The 22856-nt window shown below is 60.8% G+C and carries 24 protein-coding genes and 2 pseudogenes; 16 read left to right on the plus strand and 10 right to left on the minus strand.

Going from position 1 to position 22856, the window contains the following annotated elements; all coding sequences use genetic code 11:
- Nucleotides 1-18: 18 nt before the first annotated feature.
- Nucleotides 19-360, plus strand: a complete 342-nt coding sequence (locus tag C5B91_RS09190; protein WP_115819631.1) for a sensor histidine kinase KdpD — start codon at nucleotides 19-21, stop codon at nucleotides 358-360.
- A gap of 6 nt (nucleotides 361-366) precedes the next feature.
- On the opposite strand, the pseudogene C5B91_RS23080 reads toward C5B91_RS09190, so the two are convergent.
- A pseudogene (locus tag C5B91_RS23080) lies at nucleotides 367-483 on the minus strand (histidine kinase); the annotation flags it as partial.
- 165 nt (nucleotides 484-648) lie between these two features.
- Between C5B91_RS23080 and C5B91_RS22405 the strand changes: the two are divergent.
- The 4 genes from C5B91_RS22405 to C5B91_RS09205 all read left to right on the plus strand — a co-directional run bounded on the left by C5B91_RS22405 (nucleotide 649) and on the right by C5B91_RS09205 (nucleotide 5834).
- On the plus strand, nucleotides 649-792 hold the full coding sequence (locus C5B91_RS22405) for a hypothetical protein (protein WP_199519532.1): 144 nt from the start codon (nucleotides 649-651) through the stop codon (nucleotides 790-792).
- Nucleotides 767-2047, plus strand: coding sequence for an RNA-guided endonuclease TnpB family protein (locus C5B91_RS09195; protein ID WP_049967538.1), 1281 nt, complete (start codon nucleotides 767-769; stop codon nucleotides 2045-2047). Before C5B91_RS22405 ends, C5B91_RS09195 begins: the two co-directional genes overlap by 26 nt.
- Nucleotides 2048-2542: 495 nt before the next feature.
- Nucleotides 2543-4315 (plus strand): dockerin type I domain-containing protein, encoded by a 1773-nt coding sequence (locus C5B91_RS09200; protein WP_115819630.1) that lies wholly within the window; start codon nucleotides 2543-2545, stop codon nucleotides 4313-4315.
- Between the two features lie 202 nt (nucleotides 4316-4517).
- Nucleotides 4518-5834 carry a hemolysin family protein gene (locus C5B91_RS09205; RefSeq protein ID WP_049967540.1) on the plus strand — a complete coding sequence of 439 codons (1317 nt, stop codon included), beginning with the start codon at nucleotides 4518-4520 and terminating at the stop codon, nucleotides 5832-5834.
- Here C5B91_RS09205 and C5B91_RS09210 read toward each other — a convergent pair whose 3' ends face one another.
- Nucleotides 5835-6269 (minus strand): PIN domain-containing protein, encoded by a 435-nt coding sequence (locus C5B91_RS09210; RefSeq protein WP_049967541.1) that lies wholly within the window; start codon nucleotides 6267-6269, stop codon nucleotides 5835-5837.
- A complete protein-coding gene (locus tag C5B91_RS09215) occupies nucleotides 6270-6521 on the minus strand; it encodes an AbrB/MazE/SpoVT family DNA-binding domain-containing protein (protein ID WP_081909167.1) in 252 nt (83 codons plus the stop codon).
- A 227-nt stretch (nucleotides 6522-6748) separates the two neighbouring features.
- On the opposite strand from C5B91_RS09215, the gene C5B91_RS09220 reads away from it, so the two are divergent.
- On the plus strand, nucleotides 6749-7267 hold the full coding sequence (locus tag C5B91_RS09220; protein ID WP_049913635.1) for a CNNM domain-containing protein: 519 nt from the start codon (nucleotides 6749-6751) through the stop codon (nucleotides 7265-7267).
- Nucleotides 7268-7450: 183 nt separating this feature from the next.
- Nucleotides 7451-8878 carry a transposase gene (locus C5B91_RS09225; RefSeq protein ID WP_233514235.1) on the plus strand — a complete coding sequence of 476 codons (1428 nt, stop codon included), beginning with the start codon at nucleotides 7451-7453 and terminating at the stop codon, nucleotides 8876-8878.
- On the opposite strand, the gene C5B91_RS09230 is transcribed toward C5B91_RS09225, so the two are convergent.
- Entirely contained in the window at nucleotides 8844-9641 is a 798-nt protein-coding gene (locus tag C5B91_RS09230) for a TrmB family transcriptional regulator (RefSeq protein WP_049967547.1), read from the minus strand. The two genes, C5B91_RS09225 and C5B91_RS09230, sit on opposite strands and share 35 nt — an antisense overlap.
- Before the next feature lie 388 nt (nucleotides 9642-10029).
- Here C5B91_RS09230 and C5B91_RS09235 point away from each other — a divergent pair, with 388 nt between their 5' ends.
- On the plus strand, nucleotides 10030-10830 hold the full coding sequence (locus C5B91_RS09235; RefSeq protein WP_049913626.1) for a TrmB family transcriptional regulator: 801 nt from the start codon (nucleotides 10030-10032) through the stop codon (nucleotides 10828-10830).
- A 37-nt stretch (nucleotides 10831-10867) separates the two neighbouring features.
- Here C5B91_RS09235 and C5B91_RS09240 read toward each other — a convergent pair whose 3' ends face one another.
- The 3 genes and pseudogenes from C5B91_RS09240 to C5B91_RS09250 form a co-directional block, all read right to left on the minus strand.
- Nucleotides 10868-11170: a HalOD1 output domain-containing protein gene (locus tag C5B91_RS09240; RefSeq protein WP_008095999.1), complete on the minus strand. Its 303-nt coding sequence runs from the start codon at nucleotides 11168-11170 to the stop codon at nucleotides 10868-10870.
- 135 nt (nucleotides 11171-11305) lie between these two features.
- Nucleotides 11306-11446 (minus strand): annotated as a pseudogene (locus C5B91_RS22645) (RNA-guided endonuclease TnpB family protein); the annotation flags it as partial.
- Nucleotides 11447-11495: 49 nt separating this feature from the next.
- On the minus strand, nucleotides 11496-12155 hold the full coding sequence (locus C5B91_RS09250) for a bacterio-opsin activator domain-containing protein (protein ID WP_049967548.1): 660 nt from the start codon (nucleotides 12153-12155) through the stop codon (nucleotides 11496-11498).
- A 102-nt stretch (nucleotides 12156-12257) separates the two neighbouring features.
- On the opposite strand from C5B91_RS09250, the gene C5B91_RS09255 reads away from it, so the two are divergent.
- The 6 genes from C5B91_RS09255 to C5B91_RS09275 all read left to right on the plus strand — a co-directional run bounded on the left by C5B91_RS09255 (nucleotide 12258) and on the right by C5B91_RS09275 (nucleotide 18211).
- Complete coding sequence (locus tag C5B91_RS09255; RefSeq protein WP_115819629.1) at nucleotides 12258-12599, plus strand: hypothetical protein; 342 nt, start codon at nucleotides 12258-12260, stop codon at nucleotides 12597-12599.
- Between the two features lie 720 nt (nucleotides 12600-13319).
- The gene (locus C5B91_RS09260; protein ID WP_115819628.1) at nucleotides 13320-14024 is read left to right on the plus strand and encodes a heme-binding protein; all 705 of its coding nucleotides are present in this window, start codon (nucleotides 13320-13322) and stop codon (nucleotides 14022-14024) included.
- A 913-nt stretch (nucleotides 14025-14937) separates the two neighbouring features.
- Complete coding sequence (locus C5B91_RS22085; RefSeq protein ID WP_158544182.1) at nucleotides 14938-15078, plus strand: hypothetical protein; 141 nt, start codon at nucleotides 14938-14940, stop codon at nucleotides 15076-15078.
- Nucleotides 15079-15136: 58 nt separating this feature from the next.
- Nucleotides 15137-15517: a hypothetical protein gene (locus tag C5B91_RS09265; RefSeq protein ID WP_115819627.1), complete on the plus strand. Its 381-nt coding sequence runs from the start codon at nucleotides 15137-15139 to the stop codon at nucleotides 15515-15517.
- An 88-nt stretch (nucleotides 15518-15605) separates the two neighbouring features.
- Nucleotides 15606-16394 carry a winged helix-turn-helix domain-containing protein gene (locus tag C5B91_RS09270; protein ID WP_233514234.1) on the plus strand — a complete coding sequence of 263 codons (789 nt, stop codon included), beginning with the start codon at nucleotides 15606-15608 and terminating at the stop codon, nucleotides 16392-16394.
- A 110-nt stretch (nucleotides 16395-16504) separates the two neighbouring features.
- Nucleotides 16505-18211, plus strand: coding sequence for an NAD(P)/FAD-dependent oxidoreductase (locus C5B91_RS09275; RefSeq protein ID WP_115819626.1), 1707 nt, complete (start codon nucleotides 16505-16507; stop codon nucleotides 18209-18211).
- Nucleotides 18212-18250: 39 nt separating this feature from the next.
- Here the strand turns inward: C5B91_RS09275 and C5B91_RS09280 are convergent, their stop codons facing one another.
- Nucleotides 18251-18574, minus strand: coding sequence for a hypothetical protein (locus tag C5B91_RS09280; protein ID WP_008095974.1), 324 nt, complete (start codon nucleotides 18572-18574; stop codon nucleotides 18251-18253).
- A 314-nt stretch (nucleotides 18575-18888) separates the two neighbouring features.
- Here C5B91_RS09280 and C5B91_RS09285 point away from each other — a divergent pair, with 314 nt between their 5' ends.
- Nucleotides 18889-19161: a hypothetical protein gene (locus tag C5B91_RS09285; RefSeq protein WP_008095973.1), complete on the plus strand. Its 273-nt coding sequence runs from the start codon at nucleotides 18889-18891 to the stop codon at nucleotides 19159-19161.
- Between the two features lie 120 nt (nucleotides 19162-19281).
- Nucleotides 19282-19743 (plus strand): HTH-type transcriptional regulator Lrp, encoded by a 462-nt coding sequence (gene lrp / locus C5B91_RS09290; RefSeq protein WP_008095972.1) that lies wholly within the window; start codon nucleotides 19282-19284, stop codon nucleotides 19741-19743.
- Nucleotides 19744-19746: 3 nt separating this feature from the next.
- Here lrp and C5B91_RS09295 read toward each other — a convergent pair whose 3' ends face one another.
- Both C5B91_RS09295 and C5B91_RS09300 read right to left on the minus strand, forming a co-directional pair.
- Entirely contained in the window at nucleotides 19747-21900 is a 2154-nt protein-coding gene (locus tag C5B91_RS09295; RefSeq protein ID WP_115819625.1) for a PAS domain S-box protein, read from the minus strand.
- A gap of 75 nt (nucleotides 21901-21975) precedes the next feature.
- A complete protein-coding gene (locus C5B91_RS09300; protein WP_008095969.1) occupies nucleotides 21976-22677 on the minus strand; it encodes a hypothetical protein in 702 nt (233 codons plus the stop codon).
- Nucleotides 22678-22856 lie beyond the last annotated feature (179 nt).

Below are 22856 nucleotides of genomic sequence, written 5' to 3' on the forward strand. Positions count from 1 at the left end.
AGTGTACCCGACCGAGCGATGGCGTTCGCAGACCCACAACTGGAAGCTGCTGTCTCAGAGCTGCTCACGAACGCGGCCAAACACGCTGGAGAAGATCCGACGATCGCTGTGGAGATCAATCGCGGGACAGATCGAACGACGATAGAGATCAGTGACGATGGTCCGGGACTGCCGTCAGGTGAACGCCGAGTACTGACTGGGGCTACTGAGACCGCGCTCGACCACGGAAGTGGTATCGGACTCGTCCTTGTGTATTGGATACTCACCAATCTCGATGGTGAGATCGAGGTACCACCGACCTCGTCCGGAACGACCGTCGAACTCCAGCTTCAGCAGGCGGCGTCGATCGCTCCCGAGTGAGCCGCGTTACCGCTCCGTCGCGCGTTCGAGTTTGATAGTGAATATCGCACCTTTTGGGTCGTTGGCAGACACGGATATCTCCCCCTCATAGATGTCGACGAGCGTGTCCACCAGAAACAGCCCAAGCCCCGTTCCATCATCCTACGAGGAGGGAATCTCGGCCTTCAGGCCGGGAGGGAATCTGACAACTGCTGAACTAACCACGTTCTGCCACTCAGACGGAATTCCGATCGTTATTTTTAACTTACGTAAAAACGTACGCTTACGCGGATGAGAGCCGACTTCGATATGGAGCGAGGCGGCCCACTTCACGAGGCCCTGAAGGAGTACGCCCGCGACCACGGGATACGCCACTCACGAGCGTACCCCGAACTCCTCCGCAAAGCACTCGAATCCGAAGGCTACGATGTCAACGACTCAGACGGCGAATAAGACGCTGGAAGCCACGCTCGCCCCGCCCACTCGGTGCAAAGAGCAACGCCTCCAGCAAACGCTGTCTGAATACCGGGACGCGCTCAACGACGCCTTCGAGCAAGACTGTACGACGATGAGTGCCACGAACGACGTGGTAACGCCGTACAACCTGCCGTACCAAGCGAAAGACGCCCTCAAGTCCTACGTCCCGAAACTCCACAACACGTACAACGCCAACGAGCTGGACGACGAACACCCGCTCCGATACGTGAATCGAGCCGGGAAGTTCGACCGTGACCCCTCGCGTGAGTACGAAATCTGTTGGAACGTTCCGCAACCCGGTCGCGGAACCAACTTCTGGATACCACTTCGACTGAACCCAGACCAACAAGAATTGTGGGACGATCTGCTCGATGACGAGTCGAGTACCAAAGTGGGCGAACTTCGCTTGCAGAAACACCGGAAGACGTGGACACTCCACGTTACCGTCGAATACGAAATCAAGAACACTTCAGGACTCCCCGAGAACCCGACTCGGGTGGGGTTCGATATTGGCGAGTCGATGTTGGTCGCGGGCTGTGCCCTCCAACACGACACTCCCACCAAACCTCTGTTACTCAACGGGAAGGAAGCCAAACGAATCCGCAAGGAGATGTTCACGACGCTCAAGCGCCTGCAAGAGCGAGACGCTTCTGAATGGCGTATCGAGGAACGCTTCTCGTACTACCAGAACCGCCTCACAGACATCATCGAGAAAGCCTCTCGGGAGTCTGTGGAGTACGCTCGTCAGTTCGACAATCCTGTCATCGTGATGGAGGACTTGACGTACATTCGTGAGTCACTGGACTACGGGAAATATATGAATCGACGCCTGCACTCGTGGGCCTTCGCTCGGTTGCAAGGACGAATTGAGGACAAGGCGAAGGACGCCGAGATTCCAGTCCGATACGTCCACCCGCAGTACACTTCACAGACGTGTCACTCGTGCAAGCACATCGGGTATCGACCCCGACAAGCTGAGTTCACGTGCAAGAATCCCGAGTGCCACGTTTCGACGTTTCAAGCGGATATTAACGCGAGTGCGAACATCGCACGACGCGTCAACCCGTGGGGAGAGAGCCTGCCGTGGAAACAGGTAGGCGATGACTCGTCACAGGACGGGAGCCGTTGTGACACGGCCACGACTCGGTGTGAGCAGAGCGAGACACCCTCGCAGATGACACTCACAACGGTTCGAGAGTCGAAACCCACTGCCAGCGTTGACGACGACTAACTGGCATTCCCACCGTGTGGGAAGCCCCGGCGTTTACGCCGGGGAGGATGTCACCCAAGCGGCGTCGATACTGTTCGAGGTTCTGTATGTACTGATCTGGCTCGGGCTCGCCCGAGTGCTCCTCGCTCGACCGGCGGCCCTCAGTCATTGTTGGGTAATTGTTGACTAGCTCAATATATGTTCGGCCGATCCAGTAGCGGCCGAAACCGGTCTTCGAGCGCGGCGACGTCGTTTACCGAGACCAGCGTTCGTGGCAGCGCACTGGAAACACCGGAGACAACCAGCTCGACCAACTGAAGGTCTCACAGCCCTACAACTGCCACACCACGCAACAACCACCCAGACCCTGTGGTGTCCCACAACTTTACATATACAAAACGTATCAACAACCGGTGAGGTCGGGGCAGCCGGTTCACAGCGAGTACGAACGCGTACGGTGCCGCGACGAAGGGAGTTGTCGAACACGGGACCAACAGACACGACGCTAATCCGATAATGGGACACAAACTCACACAGAGCACGGTTGCACTCTTGTTGTGCGGCCTCATGGCCACCGCACCGATTGCAGGCGCGACGACAGTCGACCACGAAGAACAGCCCACGAGACAACCAGCCCTCGAATCGACAGAGACATTCGCAATACAGAGCGGAAACGGGACCGAAGTGAACCCGTACGTCATCACCAACGCCTCTGGGCTAGCCGCGATACGCGACGACCTCGATGCCCACTACGTACTTGACTCGGACATCGATGCGACCGAGACGGCGACGTGGAACAACGGCTCTGGCTTCGAACCTGTCGGGACGTTCGGGACGCCGTTCACGGGCACGATTGACGGTGAAAACCATACCATCGAGGGGCTGACGATTGACCGGCCGTCGACGAGTGGCGTCGCGCTCGTCGGCTACGCCTCGGAGAGTTCGATAACGAATCTCCGACTGACCGACGCCACCATCACTGGCGACTTCACGACGGCCGCCCTCGTCGGGTCGGCAACAGACACTGTCGTCCGCGAGGTAACCATCACCGGGTCGGTGTCGGGTAGCGGGACCGTCGCCGGCGTGGTAGCGTCCACCGACGGCGGGACGGTCGAAGACGTGCATGCAACTGTCACAGTAGAGAGCCCCGGGAGCGCAGGCGGACTCGTTGGTGAAAACGAGGGAACCGTCAGCGATGTGGTCGTCTCAGGGCGTATCACCGGTGGCACGTACGTCGGTGGCATCGCCGCACAGAATCCCGGGACGATCGAACGCGCGGCGGTGAACGCGACCGTCGTCGGGACGACCGACGACACCAGCGTCGCGACTGGCGGGCTCGTGGGGTACAACTCGGGGAATATCACGGCGACGCACGCCCACGGGCGCGTGTCCGGCACGAACTACGTCGGCGGGCTCGTCGGGTCGAGTAACTACGAAAGCGGGGTTGTTGCGAACTCGTACGCGACAGCGAACGTGACCGGCGAGGAAACCGTCGGCGGACTCGTCGGCGGCCTCTACTACGGCAGTTCGGTCACGGGGTCGTATTGGAACGAACAGACGTCCGGGCAAGCGACCGCTGCGGCGGCGGGTAACGGAAGCGTCGGGCTCTCGACCGCCGAGATGACGGGCGAGGCGGCGACGACGAACCTGACTGCGCTGGACTTCGACGAAACGTGGCAGGTCGCTTCGGGTGCGTATCCGGACCTCGTCGGGGTGCGTGGCGACGAGTATCCCGTGAGCACGGAGACTGACGAGCCCACGCCGCTCGGTCTCAACGCGACGACCGAACTGGTTGACGGTGACCTCGTCCTCACGGTCACGGCGAACGAGTCGCTCGACTCGCTCGAAGCCGTCCTCGCGAGTTCCTCGACCGTCTACCAGGAGACGATTACGCTCGATGCGTTCTCGAAGACACAAAACGGGTCGACGCACGCCTATACGACGCGGTATATCGACACGGCCGCTGGCGAGTACACACTGGATGTGTCGGCGAGTGACGACACGGGGACCCAGGCAACGCTCGACCGCAGCCTCACGGTCGGCGACGAGTCGACTGCGCCGACAGTCGACCCGGTCGGAGATTTCGAATCGCCTCCGACCGACCCCGATGGTGACGGCGTGTACGAAGACGTCAACGGCGACGGCACTGTGACCGTCACCGACGTCCAGGCGCTTTTCACCCATCGAGACAGCGAGGCGGTCACCGAGCAAAGCGAGCGCTTCGATGTCACCGGAAACGGGGTGTTCAACATCGTCGACGTCCAGCGATTGTTCTATACGACGACCTGAGATCGCTCGCGGCGCTCCGCCGTGAGCGTTCGTCGTCTTGGTGTCTGGATGAGTCCGACTGCTGTGGCTGGGTCACCACGCTCTCTCCGTCCCAACGAGAAGCATACGAACCCGTACGTTGCCCCCGTGGGTCCGTAAGTGATACCCCTCGGTGTGAACGCCGAGGGGGATGTGATAAGTGTCCCTACACCCGTAACTGAGTATGGTGGATTTGTTCTCTCTCGGCGGACTGCTTCTCGCGTTCTTTCTCGTCATCATGAACGGCGTCTTCGTGGCTGCGGAGTTCGCGTTCGTCAAAGTCCGGCCCACGCAGGTGAACACGCTCGTCGAACGCGGCAAACCGGGGGCAGCACTCGTACAGGACGTCATTCAGAATCTGGACGACTATCTGGCGGTCAGTCAACTTGGGATCACGCTCTCCTCGCTCGGTCTCGGCTGGATTGGCGAACCGGCCGTGGCGGCACTCATCGAACCCGTCCTCGGCCGGGTGCTTCCCGCGGGGTCGGTCCATCTCGTCGCGTTCGTTCTCGGATTCGGGTTCATCACGTTCCTCCACGTGGTATTCGGCGAACTCGCGCCGAAGACGTTCGCGATTCAAGAGGCCCCGCGTATCGCGCTCCTCGTCGCCCCGCTCATGAAGTTCTTCTACTACGTGTTCGTGCCTGGCATTATCGTCTTCAACGGGACTGCCAACTACTTCACCCGCCTCGCGGGCGTCTCACCGGCATCCGAAAGCGAAGAAACCCATACTGAAGAGGAAATTCGGATGATTCTCACGCGGTCCGAAGAGACGGGCCACATCGACGTCGACGAGGTCGAAATGATAGAGAGCGTCTTCGAACTCGGCGACACGATCGCTCGCGAGATCATGACTCCACGTCCGGACGTCGAGACCATCCCCGCCTCGATGTCGTTTCCGGACCTCCGGTCAGTTGTCGCGACGGGAACCTACACGCGCTATCTCGTGCTCGACGAGAATGGCGACCAGCCGCTCGGATTCGTTCACGCAAAAGACATCCTGCGAGTGAGTGAAACCGAAACGGAGTTAGATGAATCGGTGACCGCGCGAGACCTTGCCCGGCCAGTCCTCACCATCCCGGAAACGCGACGGATCGACACGATTCTCGCCGACTTTCAGACGCGTGGGGAAGGCCAGATGGCCGTCGTCGTCGACGAGTGGGGCGTCTTCGAGGGGATTGTGACCATCGAAGATATCCTCGAAGAGATCGTGGGTGACATCCAAGACGAGTTCGATACCGCCGCCCAGGAGCCGTCTATCGAGAAGCGAGACGACGGCGCGTACGTCGTCGACGGAGGGGTCCCGATTCAGGACGTGAACGATCGACTCGACACCCGATTCGAGAGCGACGACGTCGAGACGATCGGTGGACTGGTCTTCAGTCGCCTCGGCAGGGTTCCTGTCGTTGGCGATCAGATCGATATGGACGGGTACATCATTCAAGTGGAGGCTGTCGATGAAACTCGAATCGAACGACTGGTAATCCAACTAACGGAGTAGTCAGTCCGGAGAGTATGGGTCTGTCGCCGTCTCGAGTCGGTAGACATCGTCTAGAGCGTCAAAATCATCGTCAAACGCATAGAGATATCCCAGTCCATGGGCCTGCATATACGCAACAATACACGCGTCGACGAACGAGAGTTGACGGTGGCGTCTGAAGAGCGCTTTTGCGGTCGCAGTCGCATCGGAGTTCACCGACGCAATATGGAACCGTGCGTTTTCTTCGAGTCGATCTAAGAAATCGACGGCCGCATCGTGTCCGGCGTGTGTCGTTAACCCATTGAGTGTCTCGGCTAGTACGTAATCGAGAACGACTGCTTCCGGAAGTGACGCATCGTCGATGCCCTGGAGAATGGGCCGTGCTTCGGTGTGCATCCCGTCTCGACGATACGCAGCAGCAAACAAAACGCTCGTATCGATTAGCGCTCGCGGCATTTACTCTGACCCGACGCCCCACGCGTCATGGTTCTCGGTGGCGTCCGTTTCTTCGTCGCCATCATAGCCATCGAAATCCGCAAACGTCCCACTCCGTTGTTGGACGACGCGAACTCGAATACTTCCGTCGTCTTCGAGATGCCAGCGAAGTTGGTCGCCATCGTCGATCCCCAGTTCTCGACGAATCCGTGCCGGAATATTCGCCTGGTTTCCAGACACCTTGCTTTCAGCGTCTACCGGGTCACTACTCATGACTGACCACTAGAATCGCTTGGTGAAAAACCTAGTGTGTTGCCACACTACTTTGCTCTGTTGACGTCCTCCGAGTGTGACGAGACGGACTTCCGATACCGGCCCAGTCCCCCTTCGGTACCGACAGCACGACGAAATCGCGTCGTCGCCGTCCAGCCAACCGAACAGTGCCAACAACTCCACGCCAACCACCGATATTCATACCCCTGCCGGCGTACGAGTCTGGTATGAATACATACTCGATTTTGGGACCATCACTCGTCGCTGTCGTGCTTCTGTTGTTGCTGAGTGCGTTCTTTTCCAGCAGCGAGTCAGCGATCTTTTCGCTCCCGGATGACTGGATGGAGACCGCGACCGAAGACAGTACAAAAGACAGCCGCACACTCCAACAACTCCGCTCGAACCCACACCGACTGCTCGTCACGCTGCTGGTCGGCAACAACCTCGTCAACATCGCCATCACCAGCATCGTCACACTGCTGGTTGCACGGTTCATCCCGCCCGGGTTCACCGTCGTGGTCGCCACACTCTCGGTGAGTGTGCTCATCCTCGTCTTCGGAGAAATCGTGCCGAAATCCTACGGCCTCGGCCACGCAGAGTCGTGGAGCCTCCGTGTCGCCCGCCCAATTTCGTACGTCGAACGCGCACTGGGGCCACTTGTGGCGTTGTTCGATATCATCACGCGATGGCTGACGACACTCATTGGGGGCGACCAACAGATCGAGAAACCATATCTCGACGAGTGAGCGACCATGCTCTGAAGGGCGTGGCATTCAGCACGGACTCTCGTTTCACAGAGATGCAAGGAGGAAGCCCACGGCTGAAGCCGTGGGAGGAATCCGACAATACAAACCACGAGCGATAGCAATCCGACTCCCCCACGCCAATCATATAGCTTATAAAGAACCTATCTAATATGTGAATTAACGATGAAGGTGATTCGCACCGTCAAAGTCAAACTCGACGTACCCAACGAGCGGTGCGACGACCTCCATCAGACCAAAACTCAGTTCCTTCACTGTGCGAACACCACCGCAGAGTGGGCGTGGAGATACCCGAACGACTACTGTGTGACCTCGAAACAGAAAGCCGAGAACGTCCTCTACGAACGACTCCGCAACGAGACGGAGTTGACGGCAAACCTCGTACAGAAAGGGATTCGACGCGCTATCGAGGCCACAAAAAGCGGTGTCGCCCGACTCAAGAAAGGTGACAACACCAGTCAACCGTACTTCAAAGCGTGGAGCGTCGTCTACGACAAACGCTCTGCGACGTTCCACCGCGACCACGTTTCGCTCTCGACAGTAAATGGTCGCGTTGAGTGCGACTACGTGATTCCCAGCGAAACTGAGGGAACGCCGATTGGCGAGTATCTGCTGAACGAGGACTACGAGTTCCGGATGTCAACGTTGCAGTACGACCGCTCTACGTCGGAGTTCTATCTCCACGCACGGATGCGCCGAACCATAGACGAGCAAGAGCAGTCTACGACTTCTTCTGAAGACGCCAAGCACAGAACAGTCCTTGGTGTTGACCTGAACGTGGACAACTCGCTCGCTGTAACCTCGACAGGCGCGTTCATCGGGAACGCCGACAAGATGAGTCATCGACGCCGAGAGTTTGAGAAGACTCGCGGGTCGATGCAACAAGCGGGAACGCGGTCGGCACACTTGTCGATTCAGTCGATGAACGACCGCGAACACCGCTGGATGCAGGACGAACTCCACCGAGCATCTAACCAGATTCTCGTAGAAGCCCGCGACCACGACTGTACGCATATCGCCTTTGAGAACCTGACCGATATTCGTGATCGGATGGCTGGTGCAAAGCGATTCCACGCATGGGCATTCCGACGCCTGTTCCAGTACGTCGAATATAAAGCAGAAATAGACGGCATCTCGGTTGAGCAGGTGAGTCCTGCGTACACGTCTCAACGGTGTTCGTCATGTGGGTTTACGCATGAATCAAATCGGCGGTCGAAGCACCAGTTCGTGTGTCAGAAGTGTGAGTACGAACTGAACGCGGACTACAACGCGAGTAAGAACATCGCTCGGAAACTACTCAAGAGACTCCACTCGGGGCAGACGTCTTCGAGTGGAGGCGCACCCTGTCAGTGTGCGCTCCCGTCAGGGACGCTGAACCTGAATGGCGATTTCCACGCCTCCGTCGACTCGACGGTAGAAGGGGAGTTCACTGACAAGCCCACGACTTCAGTCGTGGGTTACTGGCTTGCTGTTCGCCCACACTATCGGCTGTCTCCCAGTGGAGTTCGACACCCGGGACGACGAATACCTCCAGAATGGACAGTCGACAGGAGCCCCGCTACTCCGACAGGGCTGTGTCGAGCCGCCAGGTGAAGATCGCTCTCAGCACCACGACCAGACTGTTCGTGTCACCCTCCCCCCAGATGGCGGTCTCCGACCGCGGATCGGACGGGCTCGCGTCCGCGCCGTTGACGAGTGCGCTCACGAGTGTTTTCTGTCCGTCGATCATCATGACCCGTCCCGCCGACGTGTCCGACCAGACCCACAGCGACTCGAACATCCTCGCGCCGGGGATCTCGTCTTGGATGCGTTTCTGGACCTCCGTCGAAACCCCGGCGAGCTTGATCGAAACGCCCCGCTCTGCGGCCTCGCCTAACCCCTCGATCAGGTCCTCGGTAAGCAGCTCTTCGACGGTCATGTAGACGATTTCGTCGTCGGCGCTGGCGAAGAAATCCAGGACCCGTTCCGTGACTGCCGGCTGCCCCTCGACCGTCCAGACGCCGTGCTGCTCGACCCGTCGTTCGATGGGTTCGAGTTCACTCAGCGCCGTCCGAAGGAGGTCCGTGCGGTGCTGTAGCTCGTGTTCGAACGTCCGACTCGCGGTTTCGGCGGAGGTCGCCCAGAATTGCTTGGGCGACGACTGGAGGACGTCGACGAGTCCCCGGTCGTGTAACTCGTCGATGGCGTCGTACACGCGAGTCCGCGGCACCTCCGACACCTGGCTGACGTCTCTGGCCGTCCCCGTGCCGAGGCTCGCGAGCGCGACGAACGTCCGTGCAGCGTAGGCACTCAACCCGAACCGTTCGAGTTGCTCGATTGCGATGGCCTGGGGATTGTCGACTGGATCACTGCTCATGGATCTGGTGGCTGTGGGTCATTGTGAAATAGGCCACGAAGAGTGGCCGAGCCGACACGCAACAGTACGGTGGTTGGGACACAGAACTAGACTGCGTGCCGATGAAAGGGTTAGTTCCCACCCGGTATATCCTTTTTGTGATTAAACGGGTGACTATTCAATCTCTCGATTATCTGTACTGCTATACGGTGAACTCCCACTATATCCAGTGTAACTAGAATTATCACAACAGATTCTACGGTGCTCTCTTGTACAGCAGAGTAGGAGATTATCATGCCCAGATCAGGTCTCACCCGCACTTGCCGTCATGTGGGGAGTGACAATACCTATCCGTGTCGGGGGCGAACTCTTCAGAGAATCACGGGAACTCCCCGTGAGGTTGGGACACATGAATATGAACGATAGTTTGGAGGAAGCAATCGAGGTCCTCCAGCAACTCGGGTTGAAAGAATACGAGGCGCGATGCTTCGTCGGCTTGTCCCGCCTCCACACGGGAACGGCAAAGCGATTGAGTGAGATGGCGGAGGTTCCCCGAACGCGGGTGTACGATGCGATCCGAGTGTTGGAGGCACAGGGCCTCGTCGAGATACAGCATTCGAGCCCGCAGCAGTTTCGGGCGGTTCCACTCGACGAGGCGACCGAAACGCTCCGTGACCAGTACGAAGGCCGCGTTGAGCGACTCCACGATGCGCTGGACACGGTCGAAATGGTCGAACAAGACGACGAAACCCCCGTCCAGCAGGTATGGGCGATGTCCGGGCAGGACGCGATCAAAAACCGGACGGACCAACTCATCGAGGACGCATCCGAAGAGGTCGTTCTCGTCATCGGCGACGAATCACTCTTGACGGAGGATCTCGTTTCCAGCCTCAACGACGTTGGGAACGGAGTCGACCTTCTCATCGGCGCGTTGACGGAGTCACTTCAAGACCAGATCAAAACGGCCGTTCCCGACGCCACGACGTTCATCTCTGGCCTCGAGTGGTTGCAGGGCGAAGACGCGACTGAAAACGAGACGGCGATCGGCCGGCTCCTTCTGATCGACCGCTCGACCATTCTCGTGAGTTCACTCATGCCCGACACCAAGGACGAACAAGCGATATTCGGCGAAGGATTCGGGAATGGACTGGTCGTAATCGCCCGACGACTCATGGCACAGGGGTTGTTGACCGTCCGCGACCCCAAGTGATCTCGCGACGAGCGCCGAGCGTCGAGCGTCGACTCCGTTACCGGACGCAACTGTCAGCAGGTTCTTGATCGCGTTCGTCGCCGAACCGGTCCTCGAGCAACTGGAGCGTGAGATACTCGCCATTGTCGATCGTGATGCAACACTCGTCGTACACGAACGAGAGGCGGCCGCCCGTCCGAGGCGTTCCGTCGTATTGCGGGCCGAACAACGAATCTAACGCAGCCGGATCGATGACATCCGCCAGCGGTCGGAGAGCGCATGGTTCACAGCCTTCAACAGCGCTCACCGCGCGTACGACCGCCGTGCTGACCGATTCGTCCGGCCCGATTTCGTACTCCACAGTTCTGATTCGTGCTCGACGAGCAAAAGCTCCGAAGTTTTTCACCCGGTTTATCAAAACAGATTCGGATAGACGGGCTGGATGCGCATGTTGGTACTGCTCGGGTCGATAGGATGGTATACGAGTAAACTACTGTCAGTTACCCACGACTTCAGTCGTGGACTTGTCAGTGGACTCTCCTTCTGACTCCGTAATGGAGTAGGCGTGGAAATCGCCATTCAGGTTCAGCGTCCCTGACGGGAGCGCACACTGACAGGGTGCGCCTCCACTCGAAGACAAACTCGCTGGCAAGTGACGGGTGGGGTTCTCGCCTTGAAAAATCACCTCAACCCTGTGCAGACGCCGACTCGTTGACGACCGTCTGTTGCACGAGTTGCCTCACACCTCTGCGAAACCGTTCGGAGGCGGAACTGTCTGAGATATCAAGCTGGTCTCCCAGGTCGGCCAGCGAACACGTCCGAGGAATCTCCAGATACCCACACTCGGATGCGACAACCAACAGCTCTCGTTGCGCCTCCGTCAGCGACACGCTGGGTCCGTCTTGGTACGTCTCCTCGTAGAGTCGCTTGACCGAGATGTCGATCTCGTGGTCACGACAGAACTGCATGATGTGTCTGAACGCGTCTCGACTCGGGAACTGGGCGTGACACCGCCAGCCGTTGTTGGTCCCGACCGCACGCTGAAGGACGCCCCCGACCGAGATGAACTCGGGCATGAGATTCGTCTCGTCTCCGACCGGAGTGAAGTCCACCCGGTAGAACCGGCGGTCACCCGTATCGTCTAAGACGGTTGGATTCGTTACTGCGGGGTCGTCAGCGAGCGCCGCCTCGACCGCCGCGAAGTCGTCGCTCCGCACCGAAAAAAGCATCTGCGTCCGATCGTCTGGACCCCGATACGTCTCTTCCCACTCGACCTCGATGTCGGGGATCTCCCGTAACGGCGTGAGCAAAATCGGATGGTCGATCGTGAATTCTGCTATGAGCATTGGTAGCATCCCTCACTAGATGATAAAATGTGATGGTCATAGATAAACACCCGGGAGGCTCAGGCAGGAGAGTGATTGCGTCCTCGGGCGAACAACCGATAGATGTCAACCTTCGATGTGCCGTCGTCGCAGCAAGAATCGGATCGCCTCGGAGAGCTGTGCGGGGTCATCGCAAAAGAGCGTCGTCGTCACGTCCTGTACTACCTCCGTGACGTCGACGAAACGACAGTCGCTGTCGACCGGCTCGTCCAGTCGCTCGTCGAGCGGGCGGGTGACGACGACCGGGCGCGAGTCGAACGGTGTCTGCACCACGTCTCGCTGCCGAAACTCGTCAACGCGGGCGTCATCGAACACGACAGGCGAAGCGGCTGTGTCCGGTATCGGCCATCCCCACAGCTCGAACGACTGTTAGAGCAGGTGTCGGAACTCGAAACGGGAGACTAACGACGTTCAGCGACGGCATTGACGAATCCACCAAGTTTGTATAATGATTGAAATAAATTCGTATGAGAGTTGCGAGTCACTAGATCTACGCCGTGGGCAATAGTGGGTAGGGCATTTGTTTTAGACCGGCGAAATATCAACGTAATACTGCATACCTCGATAGTGACCGTTGGGAACCGGGCCGCAACTGCGAGTCGCGTGCCACGCCAAGCGGCGTTCACGGCCCACCACCCCCACGACTTCATCTGTTCTTGCAACGTTGACGTGGAGACTTGACGACCGACCGAAGCCGACGCAGTCGGGGAAAACACAAACGAATCGTACTATCCGGCGGCAGGGTGCGTTGTGGTGAGAAGCCGACGAGTGCCTGCAAACGAGAGGACGTTTCGTATGCTTCGAAGCACAGAATCACTCGTACACGCGCTCACGAGGTAGTTTCAGGGTAGCTAGTCCCTGCTCCAAAAGCAAACAAAACACACGAACTCCGGTTTTTTGTATCGGTGCAAGGCGTCAGGCCGCAAGTATTCGAGACACGGGGTACCCCACGACTTCATTCTGTTTTTCACCCGTCTCGACCGCGTTCACGCCTGAAATCGACGAGAGAGGAGTTCACAGTCACTGACGACGCTGAAACCCCGCACGGGAAAGGCGGCGTCGCGGGCGAGCATGCCCCCGCTGTCACACAAGTCGGCTTTTGCAGTCGCGTCGCCTACGCACGATATGGATTGGAAGACGAAAGCGAAACTGAGCGTCGGCATCATCGGTGTAGGGCTGGCCGCTGCGACGGCCTGGACGGCCCTCGACCGCGTGAAAAATCACGGTACTGAACGGGTCCCCTACAAGACGGTCGAGCGTATCGATGGCGTCGAACTCCGGCGATACCCGGAGACGATTCGCGTCCGGACTACCGCGTCCAACGGTCGAGAGGCGTTTTTCCGCCTGTTCAACTACATCGACGGGGCGAACGAAGGCAGCACGTCCGTCTCGATGACCACACCCGTCGAAACGGGTACGGACACGAGGGCCGCCGGAGACGCCGCCGGCGACGGGGCCAGCGAGACGGGCGAGTCGATCTCGATGACCGCCCCCGTCGAGACAACTCGGGAAGACGGCGCGACGATGTCGTTTTTCCTCCCTGCAACGTACACGCCGGAGACCGCGCCGGAGCCAACGAACGACGACGTGAAACTCGTCGTCGACCCGCCGCGGACGCTGGCCGCCCTCCGGTTTTCGTGGTGGGCTCCGAGGTTCCGTGTCTCGCTGAAAGAACGAACCCTCCGGACGACGCTGGCCCAAGCAGGCATCGAACCGACGGGTGAGCCTCGCCTCTTGCGCTACGACGCGCCCTTCACGCCGCCGTGGCTCCGGACGAACGAAGTGGTCGTCGAGGTGGACACGGTGAGCGTTCGGCGGGCGCTGACGTAACACCGGACTGGGCACGAGGTCGGGCCACCGGGGACGGCCGACTCGTGACTGGTCCGCTTGGCGTCGCTCGCCCGACTTGTGACCGATATTCGTGACCGGTGTGCCTTGGACACGCAGGCGCGGACGCACGCCAAAGCGACGTCGCCCCTGCGCCAGCCCGACGCATCCAATTCGTGTGGAGAATCCAACACGAGTGTGAACTGAAAGCGGACACGCCCAACGACCAGTCGTCCACGGCCGAGCCGACGCCACCGACCCGACCGCTTCGATACACCCCTGCCGAAAATACGGGTCGATTCTACACCCCTGGCAGCGTAGGTGAACCGGGACAGACGCGCTACACCCCCGACATTCAGGGGTGTACATGGACGCCGATTCTCCGCAAGGGTGTACTCGATTCGCGTCGATTTCTGACGCGTTCGGGGTGCCATCGACGCCGGCTGTGTGGCACTCGTCGACCTACCCGACTCCGGCCTGCAGCGCCTCACACCCGCTCAGAGACGCGTTTTTCGTCCACATTCTCCCCGTGCAAATGCCGTCTCGACGGCCGATTGTCGTCGCTCAGGCAGGGTCGAAAATCGTCGATTTTCCGGTACACCCGCTCGAAAGTGGGGTGTACCGCCCGATTTCGCGAGCGGGAATCGGGACCAAATTGGCGTCTACACGCGGCCGCGACATGCGTCGACGACAGTCCACACATACTCGTCTGTCGCCGTCTGCACGCTCGTTTCGGGCCGTTCGACCTGAAATGGGGGTTCGTCGATAGGGCCCGAATCTGGCTACGATTGCCGGCCGAATTGGAGTCGACGCGACGACGGCCACAGAGGACACGTTGTTGCGGGAGAATGTACGGGTGTAGACCCATCCCAACCACGGGAGTGGGTTTTTCCGACTCGGACTGCAGACGGGAAACATGGTTCCCGTCCAGTCGATACTCAAGGGACTCATCGGCCTGCTGTGTTTGCTGTTCCTCGTCGCCGGCCCCGTCTTGCTGTACATCCTGGTACGGAGCGAGGGACTGCTCGGTGACCCAGCCGGCCGGGGACTCCAGTAACAGATCCACGGCAAAGGACCGACGTATTTCCCCACCCAACTCGACACACGAGTACGGAATGGCCGACACCCACACACTCGGCGAGACGAGCAAACGGCTCGGGACGTACGCCCTCATCGCTGTCGCTCTCGGTGCGCCCTTCGGCCCGTTTTGGTACGTCGAGTCGACGGTGGGCCGGCAGGCCTCGTTCGCGCACATCGGCGGGGCACTCCTCGCCGGGACGCTCGTCCTCCTGTGTGGGCTCGTCGTCCTCGAACGCTACGCGGGAGTCCCTGCGAAAACCCTCGCGTCGTTCGACGGCTTCTTCCTCGGCCTCAACGCGGGGGTCCTGTACGGGGAGTGGCTCGGCCTCTTGGGGAACGCATCGGCGTTTCCCGGACTGGCCGGCGCGCTCGTGTGGTCGCTCGGTGTTCTCGAGATTCACGACCGGATTCGGTGACGTGTTCGAAAGCGACGTCAGCGAGGGCGACAACCTCCGGGGCCATGGCTGGAGGTACACTTACGGTTCGAAGGGTCGTTCCGAGAACATGACTCCTCACGGACGGGACCCACACCAGTTGCTGGACCAGGCCCCGCTGTTGGATGCGACCCGAGACGAACCGCTCGATAGGTCGACGCTCCAAGACGAACTCGATATCTCGCGTGCCACGGCCTATCGGTGGACGTCCGCGCTCACGGACGAGCAGTTGCTCGAACAGACGGCGGCGGGCTACCAGACGACGGGGGCCGGCTGTGCCGTGGCCGACGCCGTCTCTCGATTCGAGCGCTCAATCGCGGCGGCCGACCGGTTAGAACCCCTGCTCGCCCAGATTTCTGCGCCGGAGTTCACGCGCCACGTCCACCTGTTCGCCGACGCCGACCTCCATGTCGCCACGCCACAGCACCCGAACGCGCCCATCGAGCCGTGGCTCGAACACTTTGCGTCGTTCGACCGCTCTCGGAGTCTGGTCGTCGCCGGGTGTCCACCGAAGGTTACGGAACGGGGCATCGAGCACGCCCGAAACGACGTGGACTTCGAGGCAATCTGCACGCCGCTGGCGCTCGAAGCGGACCGAAACGCCTCGAAGAACGCGTTCGATACCATCGCGTCGGCCGAAGCGCCCGCCCTGTACACCCACTCCGGACTGCCGTTCACGATGGGCATCATCGACGACGTGGTCATCGTCGGCGGCTTCGACGACGAGACGTCGCTGCCCGTCGCCTCCGTCACGACCGACGACCCCGAGGCGCGCGAGTGGGCCGTAGACCTCTATCGGCGCTACAAGCGCGATTCGGACCGGCTCGACGTGACCGAGATGAGTCCCGAGTATCGGTGACCGACGCGGAGACACGGAGGCGAACCTGTTTTCGACCTAAGTAGTGTCTCACGTCCTGAGACGCCATCTCAGGGGATGACTATAATCGTGACCTATCCGTCAAACGGAACATGAACGGGACAGGTTCGACCGACGCAACCGGGAACCGACAGCACGGACGACGCGATGACCGGGCCGCCGGTGAGTCGTCGCCGACGGACTCCTACGACGTCATCGTCGGCGGCTCCGGGATGGCGGCGTCGCTCACCGCGATGATTCTGGGGAAACGCGGCCTCGACGTGGTAATGCTCGAAGCCGGGTCGCATCCACGGTTCGCCGTCGGCGAGGCGATGCTCCCGCAGAGTTCGATGTGGATGTGGATTCTCGGGGAGTACCACGGCATCCCGGAAATTCAGTACCTCAGCGACACGAACGACATCGTCGACAACGTCACGCCGTCGTGCGGCATCAAACACTCCATCGGCTTTGCGTACCACGAACCCGACCGCCCGGTCGCGGCGGACCACAGTCACCAGTTGATTCCGCCGAGCCTGCCGTTCTACAGCGAGAGCCATCTGCTGCGTTCGGAGGTCGACCACTATCTGGTCGAGGCCGCCCGGCGCTACGGCGTGGCATACCTCGACGAGACCGAAATCACCGGCGTGGACATCGGTCAAGACGAGGTGTCGGTGGCGACCGACTGTGGTCGTATCGAGGCGGCGTTCTACGTCGACGGGACCGGCGGGAACTCCGTCCTCGCCGACGAGATGGGGTATCGCGAGGACGCCCCGGAGTTGGAGACGGATTCGCGCGCCATCTTCACGCACGTCGAAGGGCTCGCTCCGTTCGACGAGATACTCGACGAATCTGCCCGCCCCGGACAGTCCAACCGCCTCCACGACGGGACGCTCCACCACGTGTTCGACGGGGGCTGGATGTGGGTGATTCCCTTCGACAACTTCGAGCGCTCCGAGACGAACAAAGCGAGTATCGGGTTGGTACTCGACCGAACGCAGTACCCCACAGACGAGTCGGTCAGCGCCGAGCGAGAGGCTCGACGAATCATCGCCGACTTCCCCGATATCGAACGCCACCTCGCGTCGGCGACGACGGTGCGACCGTGGACTCGAACCGGGAGACTGCAACGGACCGCCAGTCAGTCCGCGGGGCACCGACACTACCTGACCAACAACACGTACGGCTTCGTCGACCCCCTCTACGCGGTCGGGCTCGTGAACACCCTCGAATCCGTCTTCGTGTCGACCAACCTGCTGCTGGACGCGTTCGAAGACGGCGAGTTCTCGGCGGCGCGCTTTGCGCCCATCGACGAGATGCACCGCCGTCAACTCGCGACCAACGACCGAATCATCAGCAACGCGTACAAGTCGATGGGCGACTTCCGACTGTGGAACGCGTGGACGCAGATGTGGCTGGGACAGGTCCTGTTTCACGACCTGTACATCCAGCGGCATTGTTTCAACTACCTCGCGTCGGGACAGCCCGCCGAGTTCGACTCGCTCCTCGCGGAACCCTCGCCGGGCGATGGCGCGCCGTTCGTCCCGCAGAAAACCCAGATACACCGACGGATGGGCGAGATACTGGACGCCTATCGGGCGGGCGACGCGGGCGTTGACGAGGCCGCCGGTCTGCTGTTCGCGGAACTGCGGCGAGCGGACTGGCTCCCGAAGCACGTCTACGACTGGGGCGACGAGCGGGCGCGACACGTCGACTTCTCCGACCCCGAACTGGTGGGGAAACTCATTCAGTGGGGGAAGACCGACTCCCCCGAACAGCTTCGAGCGGAACTGTTCGATTTCCCCGTTCCCGAGATGGCGTGACCCCATGAACACGGCTACAGCGGCACCGAGGACTGTGGCTCACTCGTCGTCGTCGGACCCAGGGAGCCGCCGAACGGCCTTCTCCCAGCTATCGCGGGCGGCCTGCCCGGGGTCGGCAAACGGGTCATAGGTGATGTCTTCTGCGGTTCCGAGCTGACGACCCCCGTCCTGACCGGCCGCGCGTCGCCACAGCGCGACCACCGACGCGAGGACGACCACGGCGAACAGCCCGCCCAAGAAGATGTTGACGGGGTACTCGAGTCTGGGCACGACGAACACGAGGGCCAACGCGAGCGCGGTCAACTGGAACGCAGACAGCAGATAGCTGAGCCACGTCCCAGAGAGTTCGAGCGTCCGGCTCATCTCTCGGGGACATCGCCCCACTCCGGTAAAGACCTTCACTTGAATTGAGGCGCGAGGGAACTTGCTTAAGCTGCGATCGGAGCGACTGAAGGGAGAGAGACAGCGTTCACGAGCGCGGTGCCCTCGTGAGCGAACGAGACGTAGGCGTCTCGTCAAGCCGGACACTTGTGTAATCATCGAACGAAGTCCGCACGAGTTCGACGCACTCGAGTGGCAAGGACCCATCGCGCGCCGCCGCCGACATCCATGATGATTCCTCACGTCATGTCGGGGCCGAAATAAACATATGCGGCCGGGCGAGTGTGTCTGCACGGATGCCGACGCGAGAGCACATCGACCAGAAACCCACGAGCGAGCAGCGAACCGAACTCGCTGCGCAGGACACCCGCGACGACGACGACCGCGTCGCAACGACCCCCAACGGCGCGTACACCGGCGGCTACGCGTATCACGAACTCGACGAAGACGGCGAAATCGTCTGCGGCGGCCACAGCGACGGCCGGTTCGTCGAGGTTACTCGCGCCGAGGCCAAGCGAACGGGCAAGACGCCCTGCGGGAAGTGCGAGTGGATTCTCGGCCTCAAGTGAACGTGATGCGCCGACGCCGTCTGCCCCCGTCGCACGACTGACGATGACCCATCAATCGTTTCTCGACATTGTCAACTTCGACCGAGAGGTTAATCACAATCAACTGCAAATGTGCCGCATATGACCTACGAAAACCTGGATTCAGACCTCATCAATGCGCTCTTGGAGGACGGGCGGCGCAGTCTCCGGAGCCTCGCCGAAGAACTCGACGTCTCGGTGACGACCGTCTCGAACCACCTGCGAGACCTCGAAGACGAGGGTATCATCGAGGGCTACACGCCGCGTCTCGATTACGACGCGCTCGGCTACGACGTGACCGCGGTCATGCACCTCAAAGTCGAGGGGAGCGCGCTCACGGATGTCACCGACCTACTCGCAAACGAGCCGCAGATGGTCTCTGTGTACGAGGTCACCGGCGATTACGACGTCCTCGCGGTTGGCAAGTTCAAGAACACAGACGACATGAACCGCCAGATCAAGGCGCTTCTGAACGAAGCACCGATTCGCGAGTCGAACACGAGTGTCGTCCTCAACGCGGTCTCCGAAAACGAGCAGTTCGACCTCGACGCCGGCGACGCCTAAGACTCAGTCGACGCGGAACTCGAACCGCGCCCCGCCGTCGGTGCCCTCCGAGACCCGCACTTCCCAGCCGTGTGCGGCCGCGACCTGCGAAACGATGTTCAGGCCGAAGCCGGTACCCTCGGAAGACGTGGTGTAGCCGGCTTCGAACACGGTGTCGCGGTCGTCCTCGGGGATGCCCGGCCCGTCGTCTTCGACCGAAAAGCCGTCGGGGGTCTCGCGGATGGTGACGGTCACGTCGCCGTCGCCGGAGCCGTGTTCGACCGAATTCCGAAACAGGTTTTCGAGGAGTTGCTGGAGTTGGTCGCGGTCGGCGTCAACGACGGCGTCGGTCTCGACGGTCAGCGTCGCACCGTCGGTGACGACGTTCTGCCAGCACGCCCGCGCGAGATCGGCCAGCCCGACCGGTTCGACCTCCATGGCGTCGTCGCCGTGGTGGGCGAGCACGAGCAGGTCGCTGATGAGGTCGTCCATGCGTGCCAGCGCGCGGTCGATATCGTCGATGTGGTCGCTGTCACAGTCGTCTTGGAGCAACTCGAGGCGGCCCATGGCAACCTGAAGTGGGTTGCGGAGGTCGTGGCTCACGACGCTCGCAAAGCGGTCGAGCCGTTCGTTCTGGGTGACGAGCTCAGTCTCGCGCTCCTTTTGTTCGCTGATGTCACGGTCCATCGCGACGAACAAATCCTCGCCGTCGACGTTGAGCCGGATGAGGTGCACCTCGATGGGGAACGTCGTCCCGTCGCGTCGTTTGAGTTCGCCCTCGAAGCGGTGTGGCTCGTTTCTCGGCAGGTCCGCCCAGAACGACCTCGCGCGGTCCGGGTCGGACGTGGGGTCGAGGTCCCAAACCGTCTTTCCGATGAGTTCAGTCTCGCTGTAGCCCAACTCCTCGCACATCCGCTGGTTGACCTCTTGGATGTTCCCGTTGACGTCGTGAATCGCGATGAGGTCCGGGGAATTCTCGAACAGCGCTTCGAGACGGGCTGTGCTCGACCGCAGGAGGTTCTCGTAGCATTTCCGCGTCGTCACGTCGTCTTGGAAGCCAACGAAGAGGTCGACAGCTCCGTCGTCGTCGAAGATGGGGGCGACGCGAACGCGATTCCAGAATTCGGTGCCGTCCTTGCGGTAGTTCAGGAGCTCGGTCGTTACGGGTTCGCGTTCGTTGATTGCCGCCCGGAGTTCGGCGACGGCCGCCTCGTCCGTCGCTTCGCCCTGCAGGAATCGACAGTTTCGCCCGATGGCTTCGTCACGACTGTATCCGGTGAGGTCGGTGAACTCGTCGTTGGCGTAGACGATGGGGTTGTCGGCTTGGGAGGGGTCGGTGAGGACGACGCCGATCGGTGCCTCGTCAATCGCTCGCTCCCGACGCGACAGTTGCGTTTCGAACTCGTCGCTCCGCGACACTCGCGACAGCGTCCAGATGAGCGACCCGTCGGCTGCGTCCGTGAGCGTGTGCTCCACGTCGACGAGGTCGCCGTCCTTCCGCACGAGCGACGACTGCCCCGACGACTGCCCCTCGCGCGCTTCGGGGAGTACCGAATCGGAGACCGCCTGTCCGTCGTCGTCGGGATAGAACGCCTCCCAGTGACGACCGAGGAGTTCCGCGCGCTCGTAGCCGAACAGCTCAGTACAGGCCGCGTTGGCGTACTCGATAACACCGTCGTCGCCGAGGATACAGACGGCGTCGGTCGCGTTCTCGATGGCCGCCAGTCCGCGGTCGCTGTCCCGTGAGGCCCGAACGCGCTCGACAGCGTTCTCGATGCGGTTGGCGAGCAGTCGGTACTGGGTGGTGTCGTCGCCCTTCTGAAGATAATCCGTCACGCCCGCGTCGAGCGCCTCGTCCACAATCTCCTCGCGAGCGATTCCGGAAAAGAGGATAACTGGGAGCTCCGGATACTCGTCGCGGACGCTCGCCAGCACGTCGAGGCCGTCGAGGTCGGGCATATCGTAGTCGCAGACGACGCAGTCGAACGTCGGGTCGTCGCGCCGAACCCGGTCGACCGCGACCCGTGGGTCCGTCTCGGTATGGACGGTGATGTGCTCGCGCTCGCGTTCCAGCGCCGCCGCGACGAGCGCCGAGAACTCGGGGTCGTCATCGACGTGCAAGACGTCGATAGGCGACGACTCCGAGAGCGAACGCGGCGTGTCGCGAAGCGAGTCCATTCGTGAGGGGAACGTGACCGCACCGCATCATAATGGTTGCTGCTCGCGGGACGACCGGATGGGGGACGGGCCCCCTCAGTCGTCGAGGTCGTCGATGGTGTAGTACACCTTCACCTTGCCGGGGTTCCCGCGGTCGGAGTCGATGGGGACCGTGTTGGTCACCTGCTGTGGGTTATCGCACGCGAGCGTGATATCGACCGGCTCGCTCCCCTCGTCCGGTGCCCCGGTGAACCAGTCCCTTGGCGGCTCTCGCTCCGTGATTTTCGTCACGATTGTCTTCGGTTCCGACCCACTTCGGGGGACCTTGAAGTTGTCAATCGCCACGCCGATGTTTCGCGTCGCCCCCGTTGGGAGCCTGAGCGACGTGTGTTCGGACTGCCCGCCGCGGATGTCGTGTTCGATCTCCAGTTCGAGCGCGCCTTCACCCGGACCTTGCCCGCTGATGAACTCGACTTTCTCCGCGCGGACGACAACCTCACACAGGTCGCCGTGGTCGTCGTCCGGACCGCCGGCGATGGCTCCTGTGTGGACCTGAACGTGGTCGGGGTTTTCGAGGCTGATGGACTTGATTCCGCCGTAGATTCGGAAGCCGTCTGACTTCCCCCAGACGGTTCCGTTCGCCGTACTCCCGGACACTTGGTCTCCCGGGCCCGTGGTGACGGGCAGTCCACCGAGCCTGCCGCCTACTTTTTCGATGTCGCCAGTCGCCTGAATCGTGTAGTCGGATTTTCCGGCACCGAGGCCTTCCATCACGACGTAATGCTTCGGGTTCGCCATGTCAACGCACCACAAACTATTGTCAACTCGATACTGGTTAATTGTTATGAATGTTCAATGAGTTCACACAATTGTCGAGTTTGGAACGCGACGTATTTCGGCCCAAATCGGAGCGCAGTCGGAGGGTCTGTGAGACGACGACCACGGCGTTTCCGGCGGACAGCAGTCGATAGAAAAGG

This window comes from Haloferax sp. Atlit-10N, from assembly GCF_003586325.1.
GTDB lineage: Archaea > Halobacteriota > Halobacteria > Halobacteriales > Haloferacaceae > Haloferax > Haloferax prahovense.